We start from the raw sequence: 20126 nt of genomic DNA on the forward strand, positions 1-20126 counted from the left end.
TCCACCCGCCGACGCCACGCGTATATGGGGCTGCGGCACCTATGATGACGTATCTTGCACTCGGACTCCGCCAGTCTCTACAAGGCACCCCGAACGAACGTCTCCCAGAATCAGGGGAAGTTCCGCATCCACCTCAACTTCCCCGGGCGAAACCTTCGGGACCACGAAGACCACGGCTACGGACCGCTCGCAACCGTCGTAGAGTCGTTTATGGATCCGGATACACTGATTTCGATGCACCAACACCGCAACGAGGAAATCATCTCGTGGGTGCCCGAGGGCGTGATGCGCCACGATGACGGCGAGGGCAACAAACTCGTCACCGACCCCGAACACCTGATGGTGATGGGGTCCGGCAGCGGCTTCTGGCACGAGGAGCGCACGCTCACCGACGACCCGCCGCTGCGCATGCTCCAAATCTTCGTGCGGCCCCACAGCCTCGATCTCCCAGCGACCATCCAACACGAACCTATCCCCGACCCCGTGGCCAACGAGTGGCGTCACCTCTTCGGCCCCGATACGTCAGACGCGCCCCTCACAGTGCGCAATACGGTAGACTTCTACGACGTCCGCCTCGACGCGGAGAGTAGTGTCGACCTCCCTTCGAAGGCGGGGCGAGACGTCTACTTCTACATCTTCAATGGCGAGGTCACGGCCGACAGCACCCACTTCGACACGACGGAAAGCGGCCTGCTCGTCGACGACGACACGGTCACAGTCACGGCAGAAACCGACGCAGTTCTCGTCGCATTCCTCGTCGACCCCGACGCCCCTGTCACGCGACAGGGAACAGTCGGTCGCTAGGAGCGGTCAAAACGACGCGATCGCTGACTCGTTTGGCGTTCAGTTGACGTCGACGATTTCGACGTCGAACTCCAGCGTCTTGCCGGCGAGTTCGTGGTTGAAGTCCACGCGAATCTCCTCCTCATCAGCGTGAACGATTTCGCCGACCTGGCCGTTCTGAGCTTCCAGGTACGCGCCCTCTTCGGGCGTCTGCCCGCCGAGCATCTCGCGGAGTTCGGCCGTCTCGAAGGACTGGACGTTCTCTTCGTCCCACTCGCCGTAGCCCTTCTCGGGCGGGATTTCGATGGTCGTGGACTCGCCCTGCTCGAGGCCCACGAGGCCTTCTTCCATGCCCTCGATGACTTGCTGTTCGCCGACGTCGAGCGTCAGCGGCGCGTACTCGCGCTCGCCCTCTGCCTCGGTCAGGCCCGCGTCCTCGGCGACGGCTTCACGCGAGGTGTCAAAGACGGTACCGTCGTCCATTCGACCAGTGTACTCCAGGGTCACAGAATCGCCGGTAGCGATTGTCATACCCGAATAAGTATCGACGCACCAATAATCCCTTTCATCGACGGACGCGCGACTACCGTTCGAGGACTGTGTGTCGTTCGAGCGCTACTGAGGAGTCGACGGCTGAAACCGTTGTCGTCGGCCAGTCACCAGTAACAGTCAGCGGTTCTATCTCCTCGTCCGTCACGAGAAAGAGATCTTCGCTCTTCGCGCCCTGTACTGTCGGGTTCCAGGCGTATGCCATCGGTAGTTCGACTGACTCGGTGCTCTCCGGCGTCGCAATCCACTCGCGGCCAGCGAACCCGGCGGCACCCCCCTGATGGTGGTGTTCCCACTCGCCAGCCCAGCCGAGCACCGCATACGCGTCCTGAATCGCCTCGAAGACATCGCCGGCCGTGCCACCCGTGCGGCCCACTTCCTGGGTCGCGGCGAGCGCGCTAGCCTCGACGCGCATTGCGTCGTGGGTGCGTTCCGTGAGCCACGTTGGCGCGTCGTCGAACGCGACGGTTCGCGTGCAGCTACTGAAGAGGCCGTCGCGGTGAGCAGTGACCGAGACGAGCGCGTAGCTGCCGAGTGGTTTGTCCTTCGGGGTGTAGTGCCGGTAGGCCTGCGCGCGCTCGTTTCCCCCGACGAGGACGACCGGCGCCGCGATACCCTGCGATTCGAGTCGGGTCCGTAGCGTCGTTGCCGCGTCGCGCTCCGTCGTTTCCGGCGAGAGGGAGCGAGCGACCGATTCCACTGCGTCCGCCACGTCGTGAGCGAGGTCGCGGTACGTCTCGATTTGGTCGGCCGTGAGTGGCTGGCGGAGCGGTGACGCGTCGACGGCTGCGAATCCTTCGACAGGGAAGTCCGCGGCCGCCGGTGTTGGGCTGACGGCGGCGACGGCGGCCGCGAGGTCGCGCTCGTACCACTGGTACGTCTGGATCGTGATGTCCTCGGGAAGTTCCTCTGCGCGAAGCCGAGGTGCTTCGATGTTATTCGTGACGACGGTCACCGTGTCGCCGTCGTATCCTACTGCTGCCTCGCCGATATCGCCCGTTCGGTCGACGATGTTATCCCCGCCCTCGGTGAGCCACGCGAACGAGTTCGGTCGCGCTAACCATACCGCTTCGTAGTCGGTGGACGCCAGATACGCGTCGAGACGCTTCATTACGGTCATATTATCCACTTATTGGTTGTCGTCGACGAATTTCTCGAAGCGGTCCAGGCCTTCTTCGAGATTCTCAAGGCTGTTGGCGAACGAGAGCCGAAGGTTGCCCGCGCCGCCCGGGCCGAAGCCGCTACCGGGCGTGAGGACGACGCCGTAGTCGTCGCAGAGTTCTTTGGCGATTTCGAAGTCGTCGCCGAGCTCGGAGACGTCGATGAACGCGTAGAACGCGCCGTCGGGCGTGGGCGCGGTGACGCCGTCAATGTCGGCGATTCGGTCAGCGACGTAGTTACGGCGTTCGAGGAACGCGTCGTACATCGCCTCGATTGGTTCTTGGTCGCCGGTGAGCGCTTCCGTGGCGGCCGCCTGTCCCACGCTGGACGGGCAGGCAGTCGTCGCCTCGTGAATCTTCGTCGTCTCCGAAATCAGGTGTTCGGGGCCGGCGAGCCAGCCGACGCGCCACCCGGTCATCGCGTACTGCTTGGAGACGGAGTCGACGACGAGCACGTTGTCAGTCTCCGCATCAGCGGCGAGACTGCGTGTCGGGCCGTCGTACGTCAGTCCCATGTAGACCTCGTCGGAGATGACCCACGCGTCGTGCTCAGCGGCAGCCTCGACGACCTCAAGCGCGGCGTCGCGGTCGAACACCTGGCTGGTCGGGTTCGCCGGCGAGTTCAGGACAACTGCAGCGGTGTCCTCGGTGATGGCGTCGCGAACGACGTCTACATCGAGTGCGTACCCTTCGTCCTCGTCAAGCGGGACGTTGACCGGCGTCGCGTCCGCAAGCTTCGCTTGCGCCTCGTAGTTCGGGTAGACCGGTGACGGAATGACAACCTCCTCGCCGTCTTCGGCGGTCGCGAGCAGCGCAAGGTGTAGTGCCTCCATGCCACCAACAGTCGCCATAATTTCGGACTCGGGGTCGAAAGATACGCTCCGCTCACGCTCGAACTTCTCCGCGACGGCTTCTCTGAACTCCAACGTCCCGGCGTTTGGCGAGTAGTGCGTCTCGCCACGCCGAGCCGCGTCGGCGGCCGCCTCGACGATGTGTTCAGGCGTGTCGAAGTCCGGTTCTCCCACCTCCAGTCGGACGAGATCGCCGTCGTGTTGCTCCGCGCGGTCGAACATCATGCGAATGCGCGAGCGTTCGACGCCCCGCACCCGCTCCGTGACGTCGGGCATGCTCGCACCGACACCACCCGACGGCATACGGCTGGCGGTTGCGGCGACCTGTGACTGACGGAGGCTCTGTGGCAGCAAACTAGGTGAATTGCGTCGGCTTTGCGTGCGGCTACGTCATTGGGCGAGTCGCTGCACCGGAACGCCCTGCTGGAAGCGCAACCATCCTCCGGGAGCAGCGAGAAGACAAGGTATGCGTGATTCAAACCGCGAGTGGGTGTTCGCCGAACGCCCCGAGGGCGAGCCAGACATGGATAGCTTCGAACTCCGCGAAAGTGACGTGCCGAGTCCGAAGCACGGCGAACTGCTCGTGCGCGTCCACAACCTCTCCGTGGACCCCTACATGCGAGGCCGGATGCGTGATGCCGAATCGTACGCAGAACCGTGGGACGTCGGCAATCCGATGGAGGGCGCTGTCGTCGGTGAGGTTGTCGAGAGCGAGAGCGACGCGTACGATGTCGGCGACCTCGTGACGGGCAACGGAACGTGGGCGGACTACAGCGTCCTCGACGCCGACAGTGTCGCCCCAGTGGACCCTTCGATCGCTGACCTGCCGGCGTATCTCGGTGTGCTCGGGATGCCCGGCCGGACCGCGTACTTCGGACTGTTGGAAGTCGGCGAACCCAAGCCCGGCGACACGGTCGTCGTGTCCGGGGCAGCGGGCGCGGTTGGCTCCGTTGTCGGCCAAATCGCGAAGCTCAACGGCTGTCGCGTCGTCGGGTTTGCGGGGTCCGATGAGAAAGTCGAGTGGCTCACCGACGACCTCGGGTTCGACGCCGCAATCAACTACAAGGACGTCGACGACTACCGCAGTGCACTCGACGACGCCGCACCCGGTGGTGTGGACGTCTACTTCGACAACGTCGGTGGCCCGATTACCGACGCCGTATTCACGAAGCTAAACCTCGACGCCCGCGTCGCCGTCTGCGGTCAGATCGCCCACTACAACGACGAGGGCGTGCCGACGGGCCCACGGAAGCTCCCGCAACTCATCGCACCGCGCGCGAAAGTACAGGGACTGCTCGTCGGCGACTACGCCACGCGATTCGGTGAGGCAAGCGAACAACTCGGCGAGTGGGTCGCGACCGGCGAGATTTCTCACCGGGAGACCGTCGTCGACGGCCTCGAAAACGCGCCCGACGCGTTCCTCGGCCTGTTCTCCGGGGACAACATCGGCAAGCAAGTCGTCAGCGTGGCCGACTCGGAATCCGAATAGCGCGGCACGCGGCCCGCGTCCCGATTAATCGATGAATTCTTCGATGCGTGCGAGCGCTTCCTTGAGGTCACCGAGCCCCGTCGCGTACGTGACCCGCAGGTGGCCCTCACCACCGGTGCCGAAGACGTCGCCCGGGACGACTGCGACGCCCTGTTCCTCGATGAGCGCTTCGGCGAACTCGCTGCTGTCGTCCCACGGGCACTCGGGGAAGACGTAGAACGCGCCCGACGCAGAGAAGCACTCGATGCCCATCTCCTCGAAGCGCGAGAGCACGAAGTTGCGGCGGCGGTCGTACTGCTCGCGCATCTCCGCGACCTCGTCCTCGCAGTTACGCAGCGCCTCGATAGCAGCATGCTGGGCGGTCGTGGGCGCGGACAGCATCGTATATTGGTGGATGCGGTTCATCGACTCGATGGCTTCCGGCGGGGCAAGCGCGTAGCCCAGCCGCAGTCCCGTCATCGCGTATGCCTTCGAGAACCCGTTGAACACGACCGTTCGCTCGCGCATCCCTGGCAGCGTCGCGATGGACGTGTGGTCGTGCTCGTAAGACAGCGCGGCGTAGATTTCGTCGGCGAACACGCGCAGGTCGTGCTCGCGGACGAAGTCCGCGACCGGCTCTAGTTCCTCGCGGGTCATCGTCGCGCCGGTCGGGTTGTTCGGGTAGCACAGCACCAGCGTATCCGCGTCGGCGGCACCTGATGCTTCGAGGACGTCGCGCGTAAGCTTGAATTCGTCCTCGCGGCGCGTCGGCACGTCAAGGACGTCAGCACCTGCGAGCCGCGCCGCCGGCACGTAGGAGAGATACGACGGCTGTGCGACCGCGACCGTGTCGCCGGGGTCGTGGAACGCGCGGAACGCGAGGTCGACCGCTTCGCTCGCGCCGGCGGTGACCAGCACTTCCTCGTCGGCGTCGTAGTCGAGGTCGTAGTTGTCGTCGACGTGCTCGACAATTTCCTCGCGGAGTTCGCGCAGCCCGCGGTTCGGCGTGTACGACGTCTGCCCGCGCTCCAGCGACGTGATAGCGGCGTCGCGGGCCGCCCACGGCGGCGCGAAGTCGGGTTCGCCGACGCCCAGCGAGATGATGTCATCCTGCTCTTCAGCGAGTTCGAAGTACCGCCGGATGCCGCTGGGCGGGACGGTTTCGAGGCGCTCGGACTCCTCGAAGCTCATGGCGAGACCGAGAGCCGGTCGTCGTCATCGCCGTCCTCGAACTCCACGCCACCCTCCTTGTACGTCTCCATAATGTAGTGGGTGACCGTCTGCGTAATCTCGGGGACGGGCGCGACCTGCTCGCTGATGAAGTTCGACACCTCGCTCATCGAATCGCCCTCAACGTCCATCGCGAAGTCGTAGTCACCGCTGACCAACCGCAGCCCCTCCACTTCGGGGAACTTCGCGAGGCGCTCGGCGATGTCGTCGTAGCCCGTCTCGCGGTCGAGCGTGACGTTCAACTCGACGGACGCCCGCACGCGCTCGGGCTCGATTTGATTCCGGTCGACGATGGCGCGATAGCCGCGCACGACGCCGTCGCTCTCTAACTCCCGGATGGTCGCTTCGACCTCCTCGACGTCGAGGCCGGTCTGCCGGGCCAGATCTTCGTTCGAGTAGCGCGCGTTCTCGCGCAACAACGGGAGTATCTTCTCGCGACTGCTCATGCCTACTCTCCACGGCATCACGACAAAAGGATTTCTCACCCACGGCAGAAACTGACACGCTCCCGAGACTGTTTACTGAGTCATCACCAGAACGGCTTTCCAAACCCGTCCCCTACCAGTAGTGAATGGACCGCCCGATTCGCGTGCTCCACGTCGACGACGAGCCGGGGTTCGCGGACCTCAGCGCGGATTTCCTCGTCCGCGAGGACGACCGATTCGTCGTGGAGACGGCGACGAGCACGCGGGCGGCGCTGGACGCACTTGCTGCCGACCCCTTCGACTGCGTCGTCAGCGACTACGACATGCCGGAGATGGACGGCATCGAATTCCTCGAAACAGTCCGCGAGGACCATCCCAACCTCCCGTTCGTGCTGTACACGGGGAAGGGCAGCGAGGAGGTTGCCAGTGACGCGATTTCGGCGGGCGTCACCGACTACCTCCAGAAGCAGCGCGGTACCGACCACTACGCGCTGCTCGCGAACCGTGTGCGAAACGCGGTCGCTCAGTCCCGGACCGAGCAGGTCGCCGAACGCACCCAGCAGCAGTTGACCGAACTCGCCGACAACACGGACGACGTCTTCTGGACGTTCTCCGGCGACTGGGACGAATTACTGTTCATCAACGACGCGTACGAGGACGTCTGGGGACGCTCCGTGGACGCGCTAGAGGCGGAGCCGCACGACTTCCTCGAAGGCATCCACCCGGCCGACCGTGACCGCGCTCGCGCGGGAATGGAACAGCTCTCCGGCGGCGACCCGGTCGACATCGAGTTCCGAGTCAACGAAGCTGAGAGCTACGGCCGGTGGGTCTGGGTGAAGGGAACGCCAATCACCGATGACAGCGGAAACGTCCTCCGAGTCGTCGGGTTCGCCCGCGACGTCACCGAACGAAAAGACCACGAGCGTGACCTCGAACGGACGAACGCCGTACTCTCGACGCTCGTCGACACGCTCCCCCTCGGCGTCATGGCAGAGGACGAATCCCGGAACGTGCTCGCCGTCAACCGGCGCATCCTCGACATCTTCGGGCGTCCGGAGGACCCCGAGGAACTGGTTGGCGCAGACACCGAACAGATGGCGGCTATCGTCAGTGAACAGTTCGAGGACCCGGACGCGTTTATCGAGCGGACCACGGAACTGGTGGCCGAACGCGAACGCGTGCAGGGCGAGGTGTGGGGATTAGCGGACGGCCGGACGCTCGAACGAAGCCACCATCCAATCGAGTTGCCGGGCGGCCACCTCTGGACGTACCGCGACGTCACCGAGCGCGTCGACCACGAGCAGCGCCTAGAGACGCTCAGCGAGACGACTCGCGAGTTGATGGCTGCCGACACCCGCGAGCAGGTGGCGGAAATCGGTGTAACCGCTGCTCGGGAAGTGCTCGGCCTCGACGCGAACGGGATTCACTTCTACGACGACGAGGCGTCTGCGCTCGTCCCGGTCGCGGTTTCCGAGCCCGCCCGGGATATTATCGGTGACCCGCCTACGTTCACCGAAGGAGACGCTATCGCGTGGCGCGTCTACGAGGACAACGAGTCGCTGGCGCTGGATGACGTGCAGGCCGACCCTGACGTCTACCGGCCTGACACGCCCGTGCGCAGCGAGATGTTCCTCCCGCTGGGCGAGCACGGTGTGCTCACGGCAGGGTCGACCGAGCCCGCGGCGTTCGACAAACAGGACCTCGCGCTCGGCGACGTACTGGCAGAGAACATCGTCACTGCGCTCGAGCAAGTCCAACAAACCGCGCAGTTGCGAGCACGCGAGCGCGAGCTCTCCAAGCAGAACGACCGCCTAAGCCAGTTCGCGAGCGTCGTCAGCCACGACCTCCGCAACCCCCTGAACGTCGCGGAGGGACGGCTAGAGTTGGTCCAGGAAACCGGCGAAACTGAACACCTCGACAAAGTGGCGACAGCCCACGAACGAATGCAGGCACTGATAGACGACCTGCTTGCGCTCACGCGGGACGGAACCGACGCCACAGACGTCGACACGATAGAACTGGATGCGCTCGTGCAAGACTGTTGGGCGACCGTCGACACCGAGGACGCGACACTGGTCGCCGACGCGACGGCCTCGGTTCATGGCGACGAGAGCCGCGTCCGCCAATTGTTCGAGAACCTCTTACGGAACGCTGTGGAACATGGTTCGACGAGCCCTACCTCGCAGGCTCGGCAGGATGCCGTCGAGCACACTGCTCCCGGCGTCACCGTGACTGTCGGCACGCTGGAAGACAACAGTGGGTTCTACGTGGCGGACGACGGACCCGGGATTCCCGACGAGGAACGCGAGACTGTCTTCGAGTACGGCTACTCGACGTGCGACGCCGGCACCGGCTTTGGCTTGCACATCGTCGAACAGGTGGCGGACGCCCACGGCTGGACCGTCAGCGTTACCGAGAGCGACGCTGGTGGTGCCCGCTTCGAGGTCACAGACGTCGAGGCCGACAGCCAGTAGGTCGCCTTGAGTGACCTCCTCCTCGCGGTAAACGGCGAGGCTTCCCACGGCACCGCACCGCTGAGTTGGGCTATTTGCTGGTTGACGACCGACCGGCATGACAGGCCGATTGCGGGGCCACAACGCCGTTACTCCTATCCCCAGAGGGGACTCGGAGTTATCTTGGGTGAGACACCACAGCGGTTCGAGAGTGTGTCTCGAACATCCTGGGTCTCGCAGAACCGATATTGTGCATTTGAGTGGCGGTGTGACCGCCTCGGTGTACGCCATGCTACGATACATTATCACTTAAATATCCGTATTGCTGCTGAACGTGGGTTGTGGAGGCGTTGTCGGATTCACACCCGTCCCCAGAACGCAGAGCGTTCTGGTGTGCGAACGAGACCCAACGCGTCTCGTCAACGCCGTGAACGGCGGGATTCTCTCCTCGAAGAAAGATAGGTACCTATCCTGGAATAGGTGTCTATCTCGATGTATCGGGGGTGAGTCGGTGATTCGATCAATGATCGTCGTCCAACTCGTGTAGGCTGTCGACCCGCATGGTGTGAGTGATTCAGCGAACTCGACCGTGTTCGAACCTAACTTAATGTGCCAGTACAACGTATTGACTGACATGGTATCTACAGGTGACTCCGCACCGCGGTTCGAGGCGACAGTTGGAACGAGCGACCACGAGGACTTCGCGCTTGAAGACCAGCTCGGTGACGGGCCGGTCGTGCTGGCGTTCTTCCCGGGCGCGTTCACGCCGCCGTGCACGAACGAGATGATCGCACTACAGGACCGCCTTGACGACTTCGAGGACGCGGGCGCGTCCGTCTTCGGCGTGAGCGCGGACTCGCCGTTCTCGCAGGGCGCGTTCCGTGAGGAGCACGGCATCGAGTTCGACCTCGTCAGCGACATGGCCGGCGACGCGATTCGCGCGTACGACCTCGAGATGGACATCGAGGACCTCGGGCTGTACGGCATCGCCAACCGCGCGGTGTTCGTCCTCGACGACGACGGCGAGGTAACGTACGCGTGGGTCGCCGACGACCCCACCAACGAACCCGACTACGACGCCGTGCTGGACGCCGTTCGGTCGGCCTGACCGGCGCAGACACGCCGCGCTTTTTCGGTGCGCACGCACCCTGAAGGAGAACGAGGAGCGGCGGAACTACGACCGCGGGGCGGGCTACGAGCCCGCCTACGATGGCGCGGTCTCATTGGTCACCTCGACCGTAATCGTCCGCTCGTCCGGTATCGCGTACGGCGTGCCGTCCTCGTCTACGACCCAGTCGAGGCCGAACGTGACCGTCTGGGTCGCGTCGCCCTTGACGTCGACCGTGCGCTCGTCGGTACGCACGGCGAGTTCGCCGACGGTGACCGTCCCGTCGCTGGTGTTCCCGTCGAACGCGGCGGCGCTGGCGGTCGACCGCCGGTCGGACCACATCCCGTGGCCCTCGCCGCGACTGGCGTCGATGCCGACGTCGGCTCCAAGACTGATGGCGGGCTCGCCGCTGCGCCGCGCGCTCATCGACATCGCGCCGACGCCGTCGTCCAGCCCGGACACCGTGACGTTCGTCGCGGACTCGTTGCCGACCGACACGTTCAGCGAGTCGGTTTCGAGCGTGACGTTCAGCGGCTCGCCGGTCGACTTCCCGACGACGAGCCGCGTGGTCGCGGTCGCGCCGCCGTCGCGGGTGTCGACGCCCGTGACGCGAACGCGGTAGAGGCCGGCGTCCAGCGCGTCGGCCGACAGCGAGAACTCCTTGTTCCAGCGGGTGTAGCGGTCGTCCATCTCGACATCGTGGGACGGCCCGAGGTCGACGCGCGCGACCGGCCGGCCGTCCACGCGCTCGACGCCCGCGAACCCGGGCGTGTTCGCGAACGCGTCGCGGAGCGCGTCGGCGCCCGCTCGGTCGCCGCGGAAGCGGTCCGCGCCGACGTACACCGAGAAGTTCGCGCGCTCCGAGAACAGCGAGACGGTAGTGTCCGCGTCCCCGGTCGTCGCGTCGACGTACGTCGAGTTCGTCTCGGCGTCGAGGTCGTGACTGGTTACCTCGAAGGCAGCGGTCTCGTTTTCGGTCGTGCGCGTCAGCGTGCCGTTCTCGACCGCGAGCGCGTCACCGCCCGGGGGTTCGAGGACGTACTCGCCGAGCGGGAGCGTCGCGGACTCGACGACCGCCTCGCCGTCCGCGTCGAGGGCGACGCGGCGCTCGACGTGCCGCTGGAAGTCGTCGTGTTCGCCGGGCACCGCGACGAGGTCGAGCGCGTCGGCGCTCGCGTTCGGGTACGCAAAGCCGAGCGCCTGTCCGCGGTAGACCGACTCGTTGGACGTCGGCGCGGCCTCCGCGTCGAGCGTCGTCGGGGCGGTGGCGTCGGGGAACTCCACCGACCAGACGCTCGTCGAGACGTTCCGCGCGCGGAAGTTCATCGTCGCCGCGATCGCCCCGTCGCCGTCGCCGACTGCGGCGACGACGCGGGCCGTGTCCGCGTGAGTCGTCTGGAACTGCTCGGTACCGTTCGCCGCGACGCCGACGAACCGCGTCGTGGTGTTGTCGCTCCACTCCGTGCGGTCCGACCCGACGAGGACAACGCCGTCCTCGGTGTCGAGGACGTCCCTGACGCGCGTCTCGCCCGCCGTCGGGTAGACGCGGTTCCACTCGGGGACGCCGTCCGGGCCGACGCGCGCGACCCACGGCGTGGACTGGCCGCCGATGAACCCCGGGCGCATCGAGCCGGCGACGATGAGGTCGCCGTCCCCGGTTGGCTTCACGCCGACGACGCGGCCGCCGGTGGCGTCGCTGTACGTCTCGTTCAGCACGAGCGCGCCGGTCTCGTTCGCGCGCGCCACCCACGGCGTGTCGAACGAGCCACTGCCCGCGAGGACGAAGCCGTCGCCGGTCGTCTGCAGCGCGGTCGGCGCGGCGTCGACGCCGTAGGTGCGTTCGAGCGTCGCGTTGCCCGCGTCGTCGTAGCGCGCGAGCCGCACGTTGCTGTCCGCGTGCGTGTACGCGACGGCCACGCCGTCGTCGGCCTGCGCGAGCGCGAGGCCGCGCGAGACGTAGCCGGTGGTGTTCAGCGAGTCCGCCCACTGTCGCTCGCCGTCGGGACCGAGCCGGGCGATCGAGACGCTGACGTTCCACTGCGAGGCGTTCTCGGACTGCCGTCGCTCGGTCCGAACGACGTACGCGCCGCCGTCGCCACTGGACGCGACGGCCGCGATGCTCGTCCGGTTCGCGGACGCGTACTCGCGGGTCCAGTTCGTCGTGCCGTTCGCGCCGATGCGGAGCACGGTCGCGTTGGACGCGGGCAGGCCGCTCGCCCCGCCGACGAGCGTGCCGCCGTCGCCAGCGTCGGCGAGCGCGGTGACGGAGAAGGCGTCGGCGGTGGCGTTCTCGACGACGTCGCCCACGCCGGGCGCGTCGTCCGTGCTGTTCGACTCGGTCGGCGTGCTCGTCGTGCCGTCGACGGTGCCACTGGGCTGGCCAGTGGTCGCCGTCGGGGTCTGCTCGCCGCCGGTGAACGGACCGCCGGCACAGCCGGCGGTCAGGAGGACGACGGCGACGAGCACGCACGCGAGGACCAATCGTCGGTGCATGCGTCGGGAACGTCGTCGCCAACCCCGTAATAGGTTTCGTTCGAACTCAGGGGGTGACGACGAGCTTCCCGAGGTAGCTCTCCGCGAGCACGTCGCGGTGAGCGGCGGCGGCCTCGTCGAGGTTGTACGTCTCTGCGAGCTCGATGGAGAGTTCATCGGTCGCCATCAAGTGCGCAACGCCGCGCAGCGGCACGCGCAGGTCTGGCGTGTTGAACATACTCATAAACTGGTAGGTGACGTCCTTCGAGCGCGCAGCACCGTCGTCGGTAAAGCCCGGGTCAGGGCTGTTCTCGCCGATGCCGATCACGCGAGCGTCGTGCGCGGCGACGTTCGCGTCGAACTGGAGGTAATCGTCGAGACGGTGGTCGAGCACGACGTCCACACCGCCGTTGGAGGCCGACACGACGGCGCCCTCAAGGTCGTGACGTGTGTAGTCAAGGACGGTGTCAGCACCGAGCGCGCTGACGTCGTCGTGGTACTCTGGTCGCGCAGTCGTGAGCACGCGCGCGCTCACCGCGTCAGCAATCTGGACCGCAGCGTGCCCGACGCCACCGGAGCCGCCGTGGACCAGTGCGTACTCCGCGGGGTCGAGAGCAGCGTGATCGACGAGCGCGCGCCACGCCGTGACAGCCGCGACACCTGCCGCGCCAGCTTCGACGGCGTCCGCGCCGTCTGGCAGCGCGACAGTGCGGTCAGTTGGAACGGTCGCGTACTCTGCGTACGCGCCCTGATGCGCTCCGTTCCCGATGCCCGTGCCGTAGACACGGTCACCGACCTCGAACGCGTCGACGCCCTCACCGACCTCGGCGACGGTGCCAGCGTAGTCAACGCCGGGCGTGAACGGAAGCCCAACCGGCTCGTACGACCCCTCACGGAAGTACGTGTCTACGGGGTTGACGCCCGCAGCCGCTACCTCAATGAGGAGTTCTCCCGCGTCGGGAGATGGCCGATCAACGTCTTCGACGTGCATGACATCCGGGTCGCCGTGTTCCTGTAAGCGGACTGCTCGCATACTGCGTGGCCACGATACACGGGGGGATAAGACTACGGCCTCCGGCGGAACGGACGGCCGAGTGGAGCCTCTAGAAGAGTCCGACGCCGATGCTGAGCGTCCAGCCGCCGCTGGCGACCGCTGCGACGACGAGCGACCCGCCGGCGAGGGAGACGTTCTTCAAGAAACTGTTCACTTCGTCCTGTCGCTGGTCCTCGGGGACCGCCCAGAAGTCGTGCATGACGACTGCCGAGACGACGAGGAACGCTGCGAGCCCGATTGCGGCGACGACCGGGAAGATACCGACGATGACGCCCAAGCCGCCGAGGACGAGGAGTGCACCGGAGGTGAGGACGGAGAGCTTCGGTGCGGGGAGGCCCTTGTACTCGGCGTAGCTAGCCATCTGTTCGGTTTGCGTGAAGTGACTGAAGCCGGTGAATGCGAGGACGCCACCGAAGAGGATGCGACCGACGATGAGGAGGACTGCGTCGAGTGCGAGCGCCATCAGGCACTCACCCGTGTCGGCGTTCGGCGTACACTACTAGCGGAAGCGTGCGGAGGGTTCGTCATCATACTATACCGGGGTCGTGAGAGGTATACGTTCGTTGACCAGATGGTAAACGACGGGTTGAACCGTACTGAGAAAAGCCGGTTCTGGGAGCCGTTCCCACCACGAGTATGCTCGTACCGGTTTTAGCTTCGGATACTTCCGGATGTGAATCGCGGCGACGACTACTGTTAAGTTCTGGACGCCGCGTACGAAGCGTATGCGCGCAGCAGTCCTACAGGAGTACGGTGAACCGTTGGTTGTCGAGGAGGTGCCGGACCCCGATTTGGACCCCCACGGGGTCGTCGTCTCGGTCGAAGCGTGTGGTATCTGTCGGAGCGATTGGCACGCATGGAAGGGGCACGGTGAGTGGGCCGACGACCAGGTTGACTTCGGACAGATTCTCGGCCACGAACCTGCGGGCACAGTCGTCGAAGTCGGCGACGACGTGGACAGCGTCGCCGTCGGCGATTGTGTTGCTGTTCCCTTCAATCTCGGCGAGGGAGCGTGTCCGCAGTGCCGGCGCGGCCACGGGAACGTCTGCGAGGACGGCTATGCCCTCGGGTTCGAACACGACGCGCAGGGCGCGTTCGCCGAGCGCGTTCACGTCCCACACGCCGACTTTAATGCGACCGTCGTCCCCGAGGACGTACCGATGGAGGCAGTGGCGGCGCTGGGCTGTCGGTACGCCACGGCGTTTCACGCGCTCGCCCACCGTGCGGACGTTGCGGGCGGCGACTGGGTCGCCATCCACGGCTGCGGCGGCCTCGGGCTCGCTGGGGTTCAGATTGCGACGGCCCTCGGGGCCGGCGTGGTCGCCGTCGACGTGCGCGAGGAACCACTCGCACTCGCCGAACAGGTCGGCGCTGTAGAAACCGTACGCTCGGATCTTGTCGAGTCGGTGCCCGAGCGCATCGCGGCGTTGACCGACGGCGGCGCGCACGTCTCGATGGACGCACTTGGACGCGCGGAGACCTGCCGAAACAGCGTCGACTGCCTCCGCACGCGCGGCACGCACGTCCAAGTCGGCCTGACGTCGGAAGCCGAGAAGGGCGAAGTTTCGCTCCCCGTCGACGAAATCACGCGCTGGGACATCTCCGTCCTCGGGTCACGCGGGATGCCGCCATCCAGGTACGACGAGCTCCTGCGGATGATTGCCTCGGACCGGCTTCGCCCGAGTGAACTCGTCACCGAGCGTGTCCCCCTCGAAAACGTCTCCAACCGATTGGCAGCGATGACCGACTACGAGACTAGCGGCATCGAACTCGTCACGGAGTTCTAACGAGCGTGTCCACTCGGTTTCTTCGCTCAGAGCCGTCACGCCGGCGCGAGTAGCCTGTACAGGCCGACGAAAAAACTCGTCACTAGGAGGCCGCCCCCGGTGACGACGAGCAGTCGCGACAGGTCGAGTATGGCGACGAAGAGAGATTCGGGGACCAACACGCCGAGCGCGACGATGAACAACCCAACCCAGAACACCTCGTTTCGCTGGTAGAGTCCCACAAGCGTCTCTCTCATATGGTTACTGACCGGAGATGGGGCATAAGCGTTCGTTCTGTGAGACACTCGTGCCAGCCCGAACCGAGTGGGCTTGCCGCTTGCCGCACGCTTTTTCGGGCGGTGGACGTATCGTACAACGAATATGAGCGACTCCGACGACGGGCTCGGGTTCGTCCAGTTCGGCGACACCGGCCTCCAGACCAGCGAGTTGCAGTTCGGGACGTGGCGATTCGGCAAAGAAACCGAGGAGGGGAACGTCGAAATCGGCGAGAAGCGCGCGAAGAAACTGCTGGACGCGTACGCCGACGCGGGCGGGCGCTACATCGACACAGCCGACGTCTACGGTGGCGGGAAGAGCGAGGAGTGGATTGGCGACTGGCTCGCCGACCGCGACCGCGAGCGCTACACCATCGCCTCCAAGATTTACTGGCAGATTCGAGAGGGCGACCCGAACAGCCGCGGGAACAACCGAAAGAACATTCGTGACCGCGTGGACGCCATCCTCGACCGTCTCGGCACGGACTACATCGACGTCCTGTACATCCACCGCTGGGACGACCAAACGCCGACACGCGAGCTGATGCGGACACTGAACGGCCTCGTCGAGGCTGGGAAGGTCCACTACATTGGCGCGTCGACGCTGCGGCCGAACGCATGGAAGGTCGCGCAGGCGAACGAACTCGCGCGCAGCGAGGGCTGGGAGCCGTTCACGGTGCTCCAGCCGCGGTACAACCTCGTCGACCGCGAAATCGAGGGGGACTACCTCGAGATGGCGCGCAGCGAGGGGCTGGCGGTCTGCCCGTGGAGCCCGCTCGGCCAGGGCTTCCTCACCGGAAAGTACGACCGCGAAGACGGACTCACCGGAGAATCCCGTGCGAGCGAGTCCTCGCGCTTTGAGGAGAACTACCTCACCGAGGAGAACTTCGCAGTCCACGACGTGCTCGACGAGATCGGCGACGAGGTCGACGCGTCGCCCGCGCAGGTCGCGCTCGCGTGGCTGACTCATCGCGACGGCGTTACCGCACCTATCGTCGGCGCACGCACCGTCGACCAACTGGAGGAGAATCTCGCGGCCGCGGCCATCGACCTCTCCGACGAGCAGGTCGACCGACTCACCGAAGCCAAGGGAGGTCCGTACGCCGGCCTCTGAATTCGGCGACTCGCGGCTTCTGACGCGCTATTTTTCGAGACGGCAGCGCCTCACTAGATATGTTTGGTTAATCGTTGTGTAGTAAACACTATTACGCCCGCATATGTATTCTTCTTCGTAGAATTAGACTCGGTTAAAGACAATTATGGAGTGTAATAGTTTACGTCCGTCGAGTAAAATACTGGGCGGCATTAGCGAAGGGGTCGTGCTGTGAAGCACTCGTTGGACACGCCGCTCCGGGCTGTCGTCCGCCGGCAACTCCTCCGTCAGCTGCTGCGCCCCGTCGCAGCGTTCGCCACGGTCGTCGCAATCGGTGTGGCCGGGTTCAGCTCACTGGGCGGAATCGGTGTCGTCGACGCGCTGTTCTGGCTGCTCGACCCCACCAGCATCGAACTCCACTTCGAGGCCCACGACGGCCCCGAGACGCTCGTGAAAGCATACGCCGTGGTCGTACTCTCCGGGCTCGTCGTCGCCGGGCTCTGGATCGGCGAGACCGTGCTGTCGGCGGCGTTCGGCGGCCAAATCCAAACGGAACTGAAACACATGCAAATCGAACAAGCAGTCGCGGACCTCCGCGGCCACGTCATCATCTGCGGGTACGGCACGTTCGGGAAAACCATCGCGCGGGCGCTCCAGGAGACCGACCGGGACGTCGTCGTCATCGAGTCACAGGACGCCGAGTTCCAGCGCGCACTCGACGACGACCTCCTCGCGATTCAGGGCGACGCCCGCCGCGAGGAGACGTTGACAGACGCAGGCGTCGAGCGGGCCGGCGTCGTCGTCGGTGCTATCGACGACTCGAACGCGAACATTCAGATTGCGATGAACGCCAGCCAAATCGCGCCGACTGTTCGACTCGTCGTGCGCGTCGGCGACGAAACCTACGAGCAACTCGCGCGCCGCGCGGGCGCTGATCGCGTCATCATCCCAGAGGTCGCTAGCGCCGAACAGGTCACGTCGACGCTCTAGTAGCCGGTGCCGAGGTAGGTGTGGACGTGGTCCCCGGATTCGAGTTCGTCGACGAACGCCACCGCGAAGTCCTCCATCGAGATGTAGCTCTCGCCGTCCTCGTCGGCGACGAGTTCGCCTTCCGCTGTCCGGTACTCGCCCGTTCGTTCGCCAGGTTCGATGAGTGCCGCGGGGGCGACGTACGTCCAGTTGAGGTCGTCAGCAGCCTCGAATACCTGGTAGGCTTCGATGGCCGCACGCGCCACCGGCTCCCATTCCTCGGGGAACTCTTCCGTCTCGATGAGGCGGGTGTCAGGAGCGACGTGGAGACCGCCCGCGCCGCCCGTCCACACGAGCCGGTCGACGCCCGCGTCTCGCATTCCCTCGACGACGGCTTCCGCCATCTCGACGAGCACCCCTGGGTCTTCGTCCTCGCTAGGACCGAGTGCGGACGCGACTGCATCATGGCCCTCCGCGAGGTCCGCAATATCGATATGGTTGGTCGCGTCGCCGGCGACCGCCTCGAAGTCGGGATCGTCGATACCGTCGACGTGACCGCTCCGCGAGACGCCAGTGACGTTGTGCCCGCGATCGAGGAGTTCATTCGCGATTCGCTGGCCGATTCGACCGCTCGCACCGAGGAGGAGTACGTCCATGTCAGTTCCAATATTGTACAGTGAGCGACATAGGGTTTTGTGAAGGGGCACTCCACGGGATTGCGAAGCAACGAATAGTGACTGCGAAATTGGACGACGCGGCTACTGTACGGCTTTGACGGCAGCTTCCATTGCCGCCTCCTCATCCCCGAGGTCGTCGTAGGCGGTCTCATAGCGGTTTGCGAATTCCAGTGCACGCTCGAACGCTGGCTCCCGTTCGTCGAACGTCTCGATTGGTTCTTCGCGATCGAACTCGTCGCGATTCCCACGAATCGCACCGGCCCGATACTGGTCCTCGTCGTGAGGCGAGGACGTCGACACCGGGAGCACGTGCACGCCGACGTCCTGGTCCTCTCGCACGAACAGCGTCGGATTCGTCGCTCGATACTTCTCGGTGATGTAGTCGGGATTCTCTACCTCGTGCCACTCCGCCGGCAAGGACGGCGCCATACGTTCGCAACCGACGGCTGTGGCTTGTGTTTTCTGGCAGACTCAGTCCTCGCGGCGCGCTTCCTGCACTGCCTCGGCGATTTCGTCGGGATGGTCGGCAGCGACACGGAGCACAGCGTCGTGGAGTTCGCGCTTCTCCTCGTTGCGGACGCCAGCCTCACGCAGCGTGCGCACGACATCCAAGTCGAGGGTATCTTCGAGCGCGGTCCACGCCTCCGGCCGCGCGTACATCGGCGCCTGCTTAACGTCGCCGTACTCGAACGCCGGCGTCTCGCTAGTCGTGTCCTCGGACGTCTCGTCCGATTTTCCGTCCTGATCGGTCGAAGATTCGGACGCGGCACCGCTAACGTCCACTCCCTCGTCGGCCTCGTTCTCGGCTGCTGCTGGCTCGTCGTCGTGCTCATTCGCCGTGTCGTCCCGGTCCATGTGCTCCTGTTCGGCGGCTTCGAGGTCGTCGAATCCCATTAGCGAGTCACCTCCCCACGTTCGACGATGGCCGCAAGTTCATCGTACGCCCCGAGTTGGTCGCACCCGGGGTCGTAGTCGCGCAGCGGCACGCCCTCCTGGTGGGCGTCGTCGATGGCCGCACGATATCGAATACCCGGGAGGTCACCGTCGTAGTCCCCATCGTCGATGGCCGCCCAGTCCTCTTCGGAGAGGTACGCGAAGTTCGGGACGAGGTGGTCGATGGCGTCCCGTGTCGTAATCTCGCGGAGGAGTTTGCGGTCTCGGGTCGACTGGTCGATGCGCTTGCGGAGGTCGGAGGGAACGACTGCGAGGATGTTCAACTCGAAGTACTCGCGGGCTTCTTGGACGAGTCGGTCGAGCGTGTTCGTCAGGCCGGTTTCGTAGCCGTTCTCCGGGCGAAGTGGAATGATGAGGTTTCCGGTGGCGTACATCGCGTTGTCGTTGAGTTTCCCGCGGTTGGCGGGACAGTCAATGACTATGTAGTCGTACTCCTCGCCGAGCAGTGGGTCAACGAGGTCTCGTTTCAGCCGCGTCGTCCCCATGGTCGCCTCCTTGAGCGCGGACTGCACGCTCTCTAGGTCCTCGTGCGCGGGGAAGAGGTCCAGTCCCTCCGCGACGTCGACGACGTACTCGCGTGGGTCCTCCCCTTCGAGCAGTACAGCTTCGGCGTGGTTGCCGCCGTCGCCGTCGGTGCTGTTGTACTCGTCGTCGAACCCGAGGTTGAGCGTCATGTGCCCGTTGTCGTCGAGGTCGACGACGAGCGCGCGCTCGTTGCGGTGTGCGAGCTCGCGCGCGAGGTTGAGCGCGGTGGTCGTTTTCGCGAAGCCTCCCTTCAGGATGCCGACGCTGACAGCGCGTGGTTCCGTTTGCATTGTTTACCTCGTCAGAGATAGGTA

General features: G+C 65.2%; 20 protein-coding genes. 7 read left to right on the forward strand and 13 right to left on the reverse strand.

Annotation, left to right across the window (positions count from 1 at the left end; all coding sequences use genetic code 11):
* The first annotated feature begins 54 nt into the window (after positions 1-54).
* Entirely contained in the window at positions 55-804 is a 750-nt protein-coding gene (locus LPA44_RS15100; protein ID WP_230890350.1) for a pirin family protein, read from the forward strand.
* 39 nt (positions 805-843) lie between these two features.
* Here the strand turns inward: LPA44_RS15100 and LPA44_RS15105 are convergent, their stop codons facing one another.
* The 3 genes from LPA44_RS15105 to LPA44_RS15115 are packed head-to-tail and all read right to left on the reverse strand — an operon-like array spanning position 844 to position 3619.
* Positions 844-1314, reverse strand: a complete 471-nt coding sequence (locus LPA44_RS15105) for an FKBP-type peptidyl-prolyl cis-trans isomerase (RefSeq protein WP_230890351.1) — start codon at positions 1312-1314, stop codon at positions 844-846.
* A 52-nt stretch (positions 1315-1366) separates the two neighbouring features.
* On the reverse strand, positions 1367-2452 hold the full coding sequence (locus LPA44_RS15110; protein ID WP_230890352.1) for a M24 family metallopeptidase: 1086 nt from the start codon (positions 2450-2452) through the stop codon (positions 1367-1369).
* A 9-nt stretch (positions 2453-2461) separates the two neighbouring features.
* Complete coding sequence (locus LPA44_RS15115) at positions 2462-3619, reverse strand: aminotransferase class I/II-fold pyridoxal phosphate-dependent enzyme (protein ID WP_230890353.1); 1158 nt, start codon at positions 3617-3619, stop codon at positions 2462-2464.
* A gap of 190 nt (positions 3620-3809) precedes the next feature.
* On the opposite strand from LPA44_RS15115, the gene LPA44_RS15120 reads away from it, so the two are divergent.
* Positions 3810-4832, forward strand: a complete 1023-nt coding sequence (locus LPA44_RS15120; protein WP_230890354.1) for an NADP-dependent oxidoreductase — start codon at positions 3810-3812, stop codon at positions 4830-4832.
* 24 nt (positions 4833-4856) lie between these two features.
* Here the strand turns inward: LPA44_RS15120 and LPA44_RS15125 are convergent, their stop codons facing one another.
* Together LPA44_RS15125 and LPA44_RS15130 are read right to left on the reverse strand one after the other, a co-directional pair.
* The gene (locus LPA44_RS15125) at positions 4857-6002 is read right to left on the reverse strand and encodes a pyridoxal phosphate-dependent aminotransferase (RefSeq protein WP_230890355.1); all 1146 of its coding nucleotides are present in this window, start codon (positions 6000-6002) and stop codon (positions 4857-4859) included.
* A complete protein-coding gene (locus LPA44_RS15130; protein WP_230890356.1) occupies positions 5999-6487 on the reverse strand; it encodes an Lrp/AsnC family transcriptional regulator in 489 nt (162 codons plus the stop codon). The genes LPA44_RS15125 and LPA44_RS15130 overlap by 4 nt, the downstream gene beginning before the upstream one ends.
* A 125-nt stretch (positions 6488-6612) precedes the next feature.
* Between LPA44_RS15130 and LPA44_RS15135 the strand changes: the two genes are divergently transcribed.
* Entirely contained in the window at positions 6613-8940 is a 2328-nt protein-coding gene (locus LPA44_RS15135; RefSeq protein ID WP_230890357.1) for a receiver/sensor box histidine kinase, read from the forward strand.
* 613 nt (positions 8941-9553) lie between these two features.
* Positions 9554-10027: a redoxin domain-containing protein gene (locus LPA44_RS15140; RefSeq protein WP_230890358.1), complete on the forward strand. Its 474-nt coding sequence runs from the start codon at positions 9554-9556 to the stop codon at positions 10025-10027.
* Positions 10028-10123: 96 nt separating this feature from the next.
* Here the strand turns inward: LPA44_RS15140 and LPA44_RS15145 are convergent, their stop codons facing one another.
* From LPA44_RS15145 to LPA44_RS15155, 3 genes are all read right to left on the reverse strand, one after another.
* Positions 10124-12520, reverse strand: a complete 2397-nt coding sequence (locus LPA44_RS15145; RefSeq protein WP_230890359.1) for a hypothetical protein — start codon at positions 12518-12520, stop codon at positions 10124-10126.
* Positions 12521-12566: 46 nt separating this feature from the next.
* Positions 12567-13532 carry an NADPH:quinone reductase gene (locus LPA44_RS15150; RefSeq protein WP_230890360.1) on the reverse strand — a complete coding sequence of 322 codons (966 nt, stop codon included), beginning with the start codon at positions 13530-13532 and terminating at the stop codon, positions 12567-12569.
* A 70-nt stretch (positions 13533-13602) separates the two neighbouring features.
* Positions 13603-14016 carry a DoxX family protein gene (locus LPA44_RS15155; protein ID WP_230890361.1) on the reverse strand — a complete coding sequence of 138 codons (414 nt, stop codon included), beginning with the start codon at positions 14014-14016 and terminating at the stop codon, positions 13603-13605.
* A gap of 262 nt (positions 14017-14278) precedes the next feature.
* On the opposite strand from LPA44_RS15155, the gene LPA44_RS15160 reads away from it, so the two are divergent.
* Positions 14279-15340, forward strand: a complete 1062-nt coding sequence (locus LPA44_RS15160) for a zinc-dependent alcohol dehydrogenase family protein (protein ID WP_230890362.1) — start codon at positions 14279-14281, stop codon at positions 15338-15340.
* Between the two features lie 35 nt (positions 15341-15375).
* Here the strand turns inward: LPA44_RS15160 and LPA44_RS15165 are convergent, their stop codons facing one another.
* Positions 15376-15576 carry a hypothetical protein gene (locus LPA44_RS15165; RefSeq protein ID WP_230890363.1) on the reverse strand — a complete coding sequence of 67 codons (201 nt, stop codon included), beginning with the start codon at positions 15574-15576 and terminating at the stop codon, positions 15376-15378.
* 124 nt (positions 15577-15700) lie between these two features.
* Between LPA44_RS15165 and LPA44_RS15170 the strand changes: the two genes are divergently transcribed.
* On the forward strand, positions 15701-16708 hold the full coding sequence (locus tag LPA44_RS15170) for an aldo/keto reductase (protein WP_230890364.1): 1008 nt from the start codon (positions 15701-15703) through the stop codon (positions 16706-16708).
* Positions 16709-16918: 210 nt separating this feature from the next.
* Positions 16919-17677 carry a potassium channel family protein gene (locus LPA44_RS15175; protein ID WP_230890365.1) on the forward strand — a complete coding sequence of 253 codons (759 nt, stop codon included), beginning with the start codon at positions 16919-16921 and terminating at the stop codon, positions 17675-17677.
* Here the strand turns inward: LPA44_RS15175 and LPA44_RS15180 are convergent.
* The 4 genes from LPA44_RS15180 to LPA44_RS15195 all read right to left on the reverse strand — a co-directional run bounded on the left by LPA44_RS15180 (position 17674) and on the right by LPA44_RS15195 (position 20102).
* Positions 17674-18312 carry an NAD(P)-dependent oxidoreductase gene (locus tag LPA44_RS15180; RefSeq protein WP_230890366.1) on the reverse strand — a complete coding sequence of 213 codons (639 nt, stop codon included), beginning with the start codon at positions 18310-18312 and terminating at the stop codon, positions 17674-17676. The genes LPA44_RS15175 and LPA44_RS15180 overlap by 4 nt on opposite strands.
* A 102-nt stretch (positions 18313-18414) precedes the next feature.
* Positions 18415-18762 carry a hypothetical protein gene (locus LPA44_RS15185; RefSeq protein ID WP_230890367.1) on the reverse strand — a complete coding sequence of 116 codons (348 nt, stop codon included), beginning with the start codon at positions 18760-18762 and terminating at the stop codon, positions 18415-18417.
* A 42-nt stretch (positions 18763-18804) separates the two neighbouring features.
* A complete protein-coding gene (locus LPA44_RS15190) occupies positions 18805-19227 on the reverse strand; it encodes a hypothetical protein (RefSeq protein WP_230890368.1) in 423 nt (140 codons plus the stop codon).
* Positions 19227-20102, reverse strand: a complete 876-nt coding sequence (locus LPA44_RS15195; RefSeq protein ID WP_230890369.1) for a ParA family protein — start codon at positions 20100-20102, stop codon at positions 19227-19229. The genes LPA44_RS15190 and LPA44_RS15195 overlap by 1 nt, the downstream gene beginning before the upstream one ends.
* Between the last annotated feature and the right edge of the window lie 24 nt (positions 20103-20126).

This window comes from Halobacterium sp. KA-4 (genome assembly GCF_021028995.1).
Classification (GTDB): Archaea; Halobacteriota; Halobacteria; order Halobacteriales; family Halobacteriaceae; genus Halobacterium.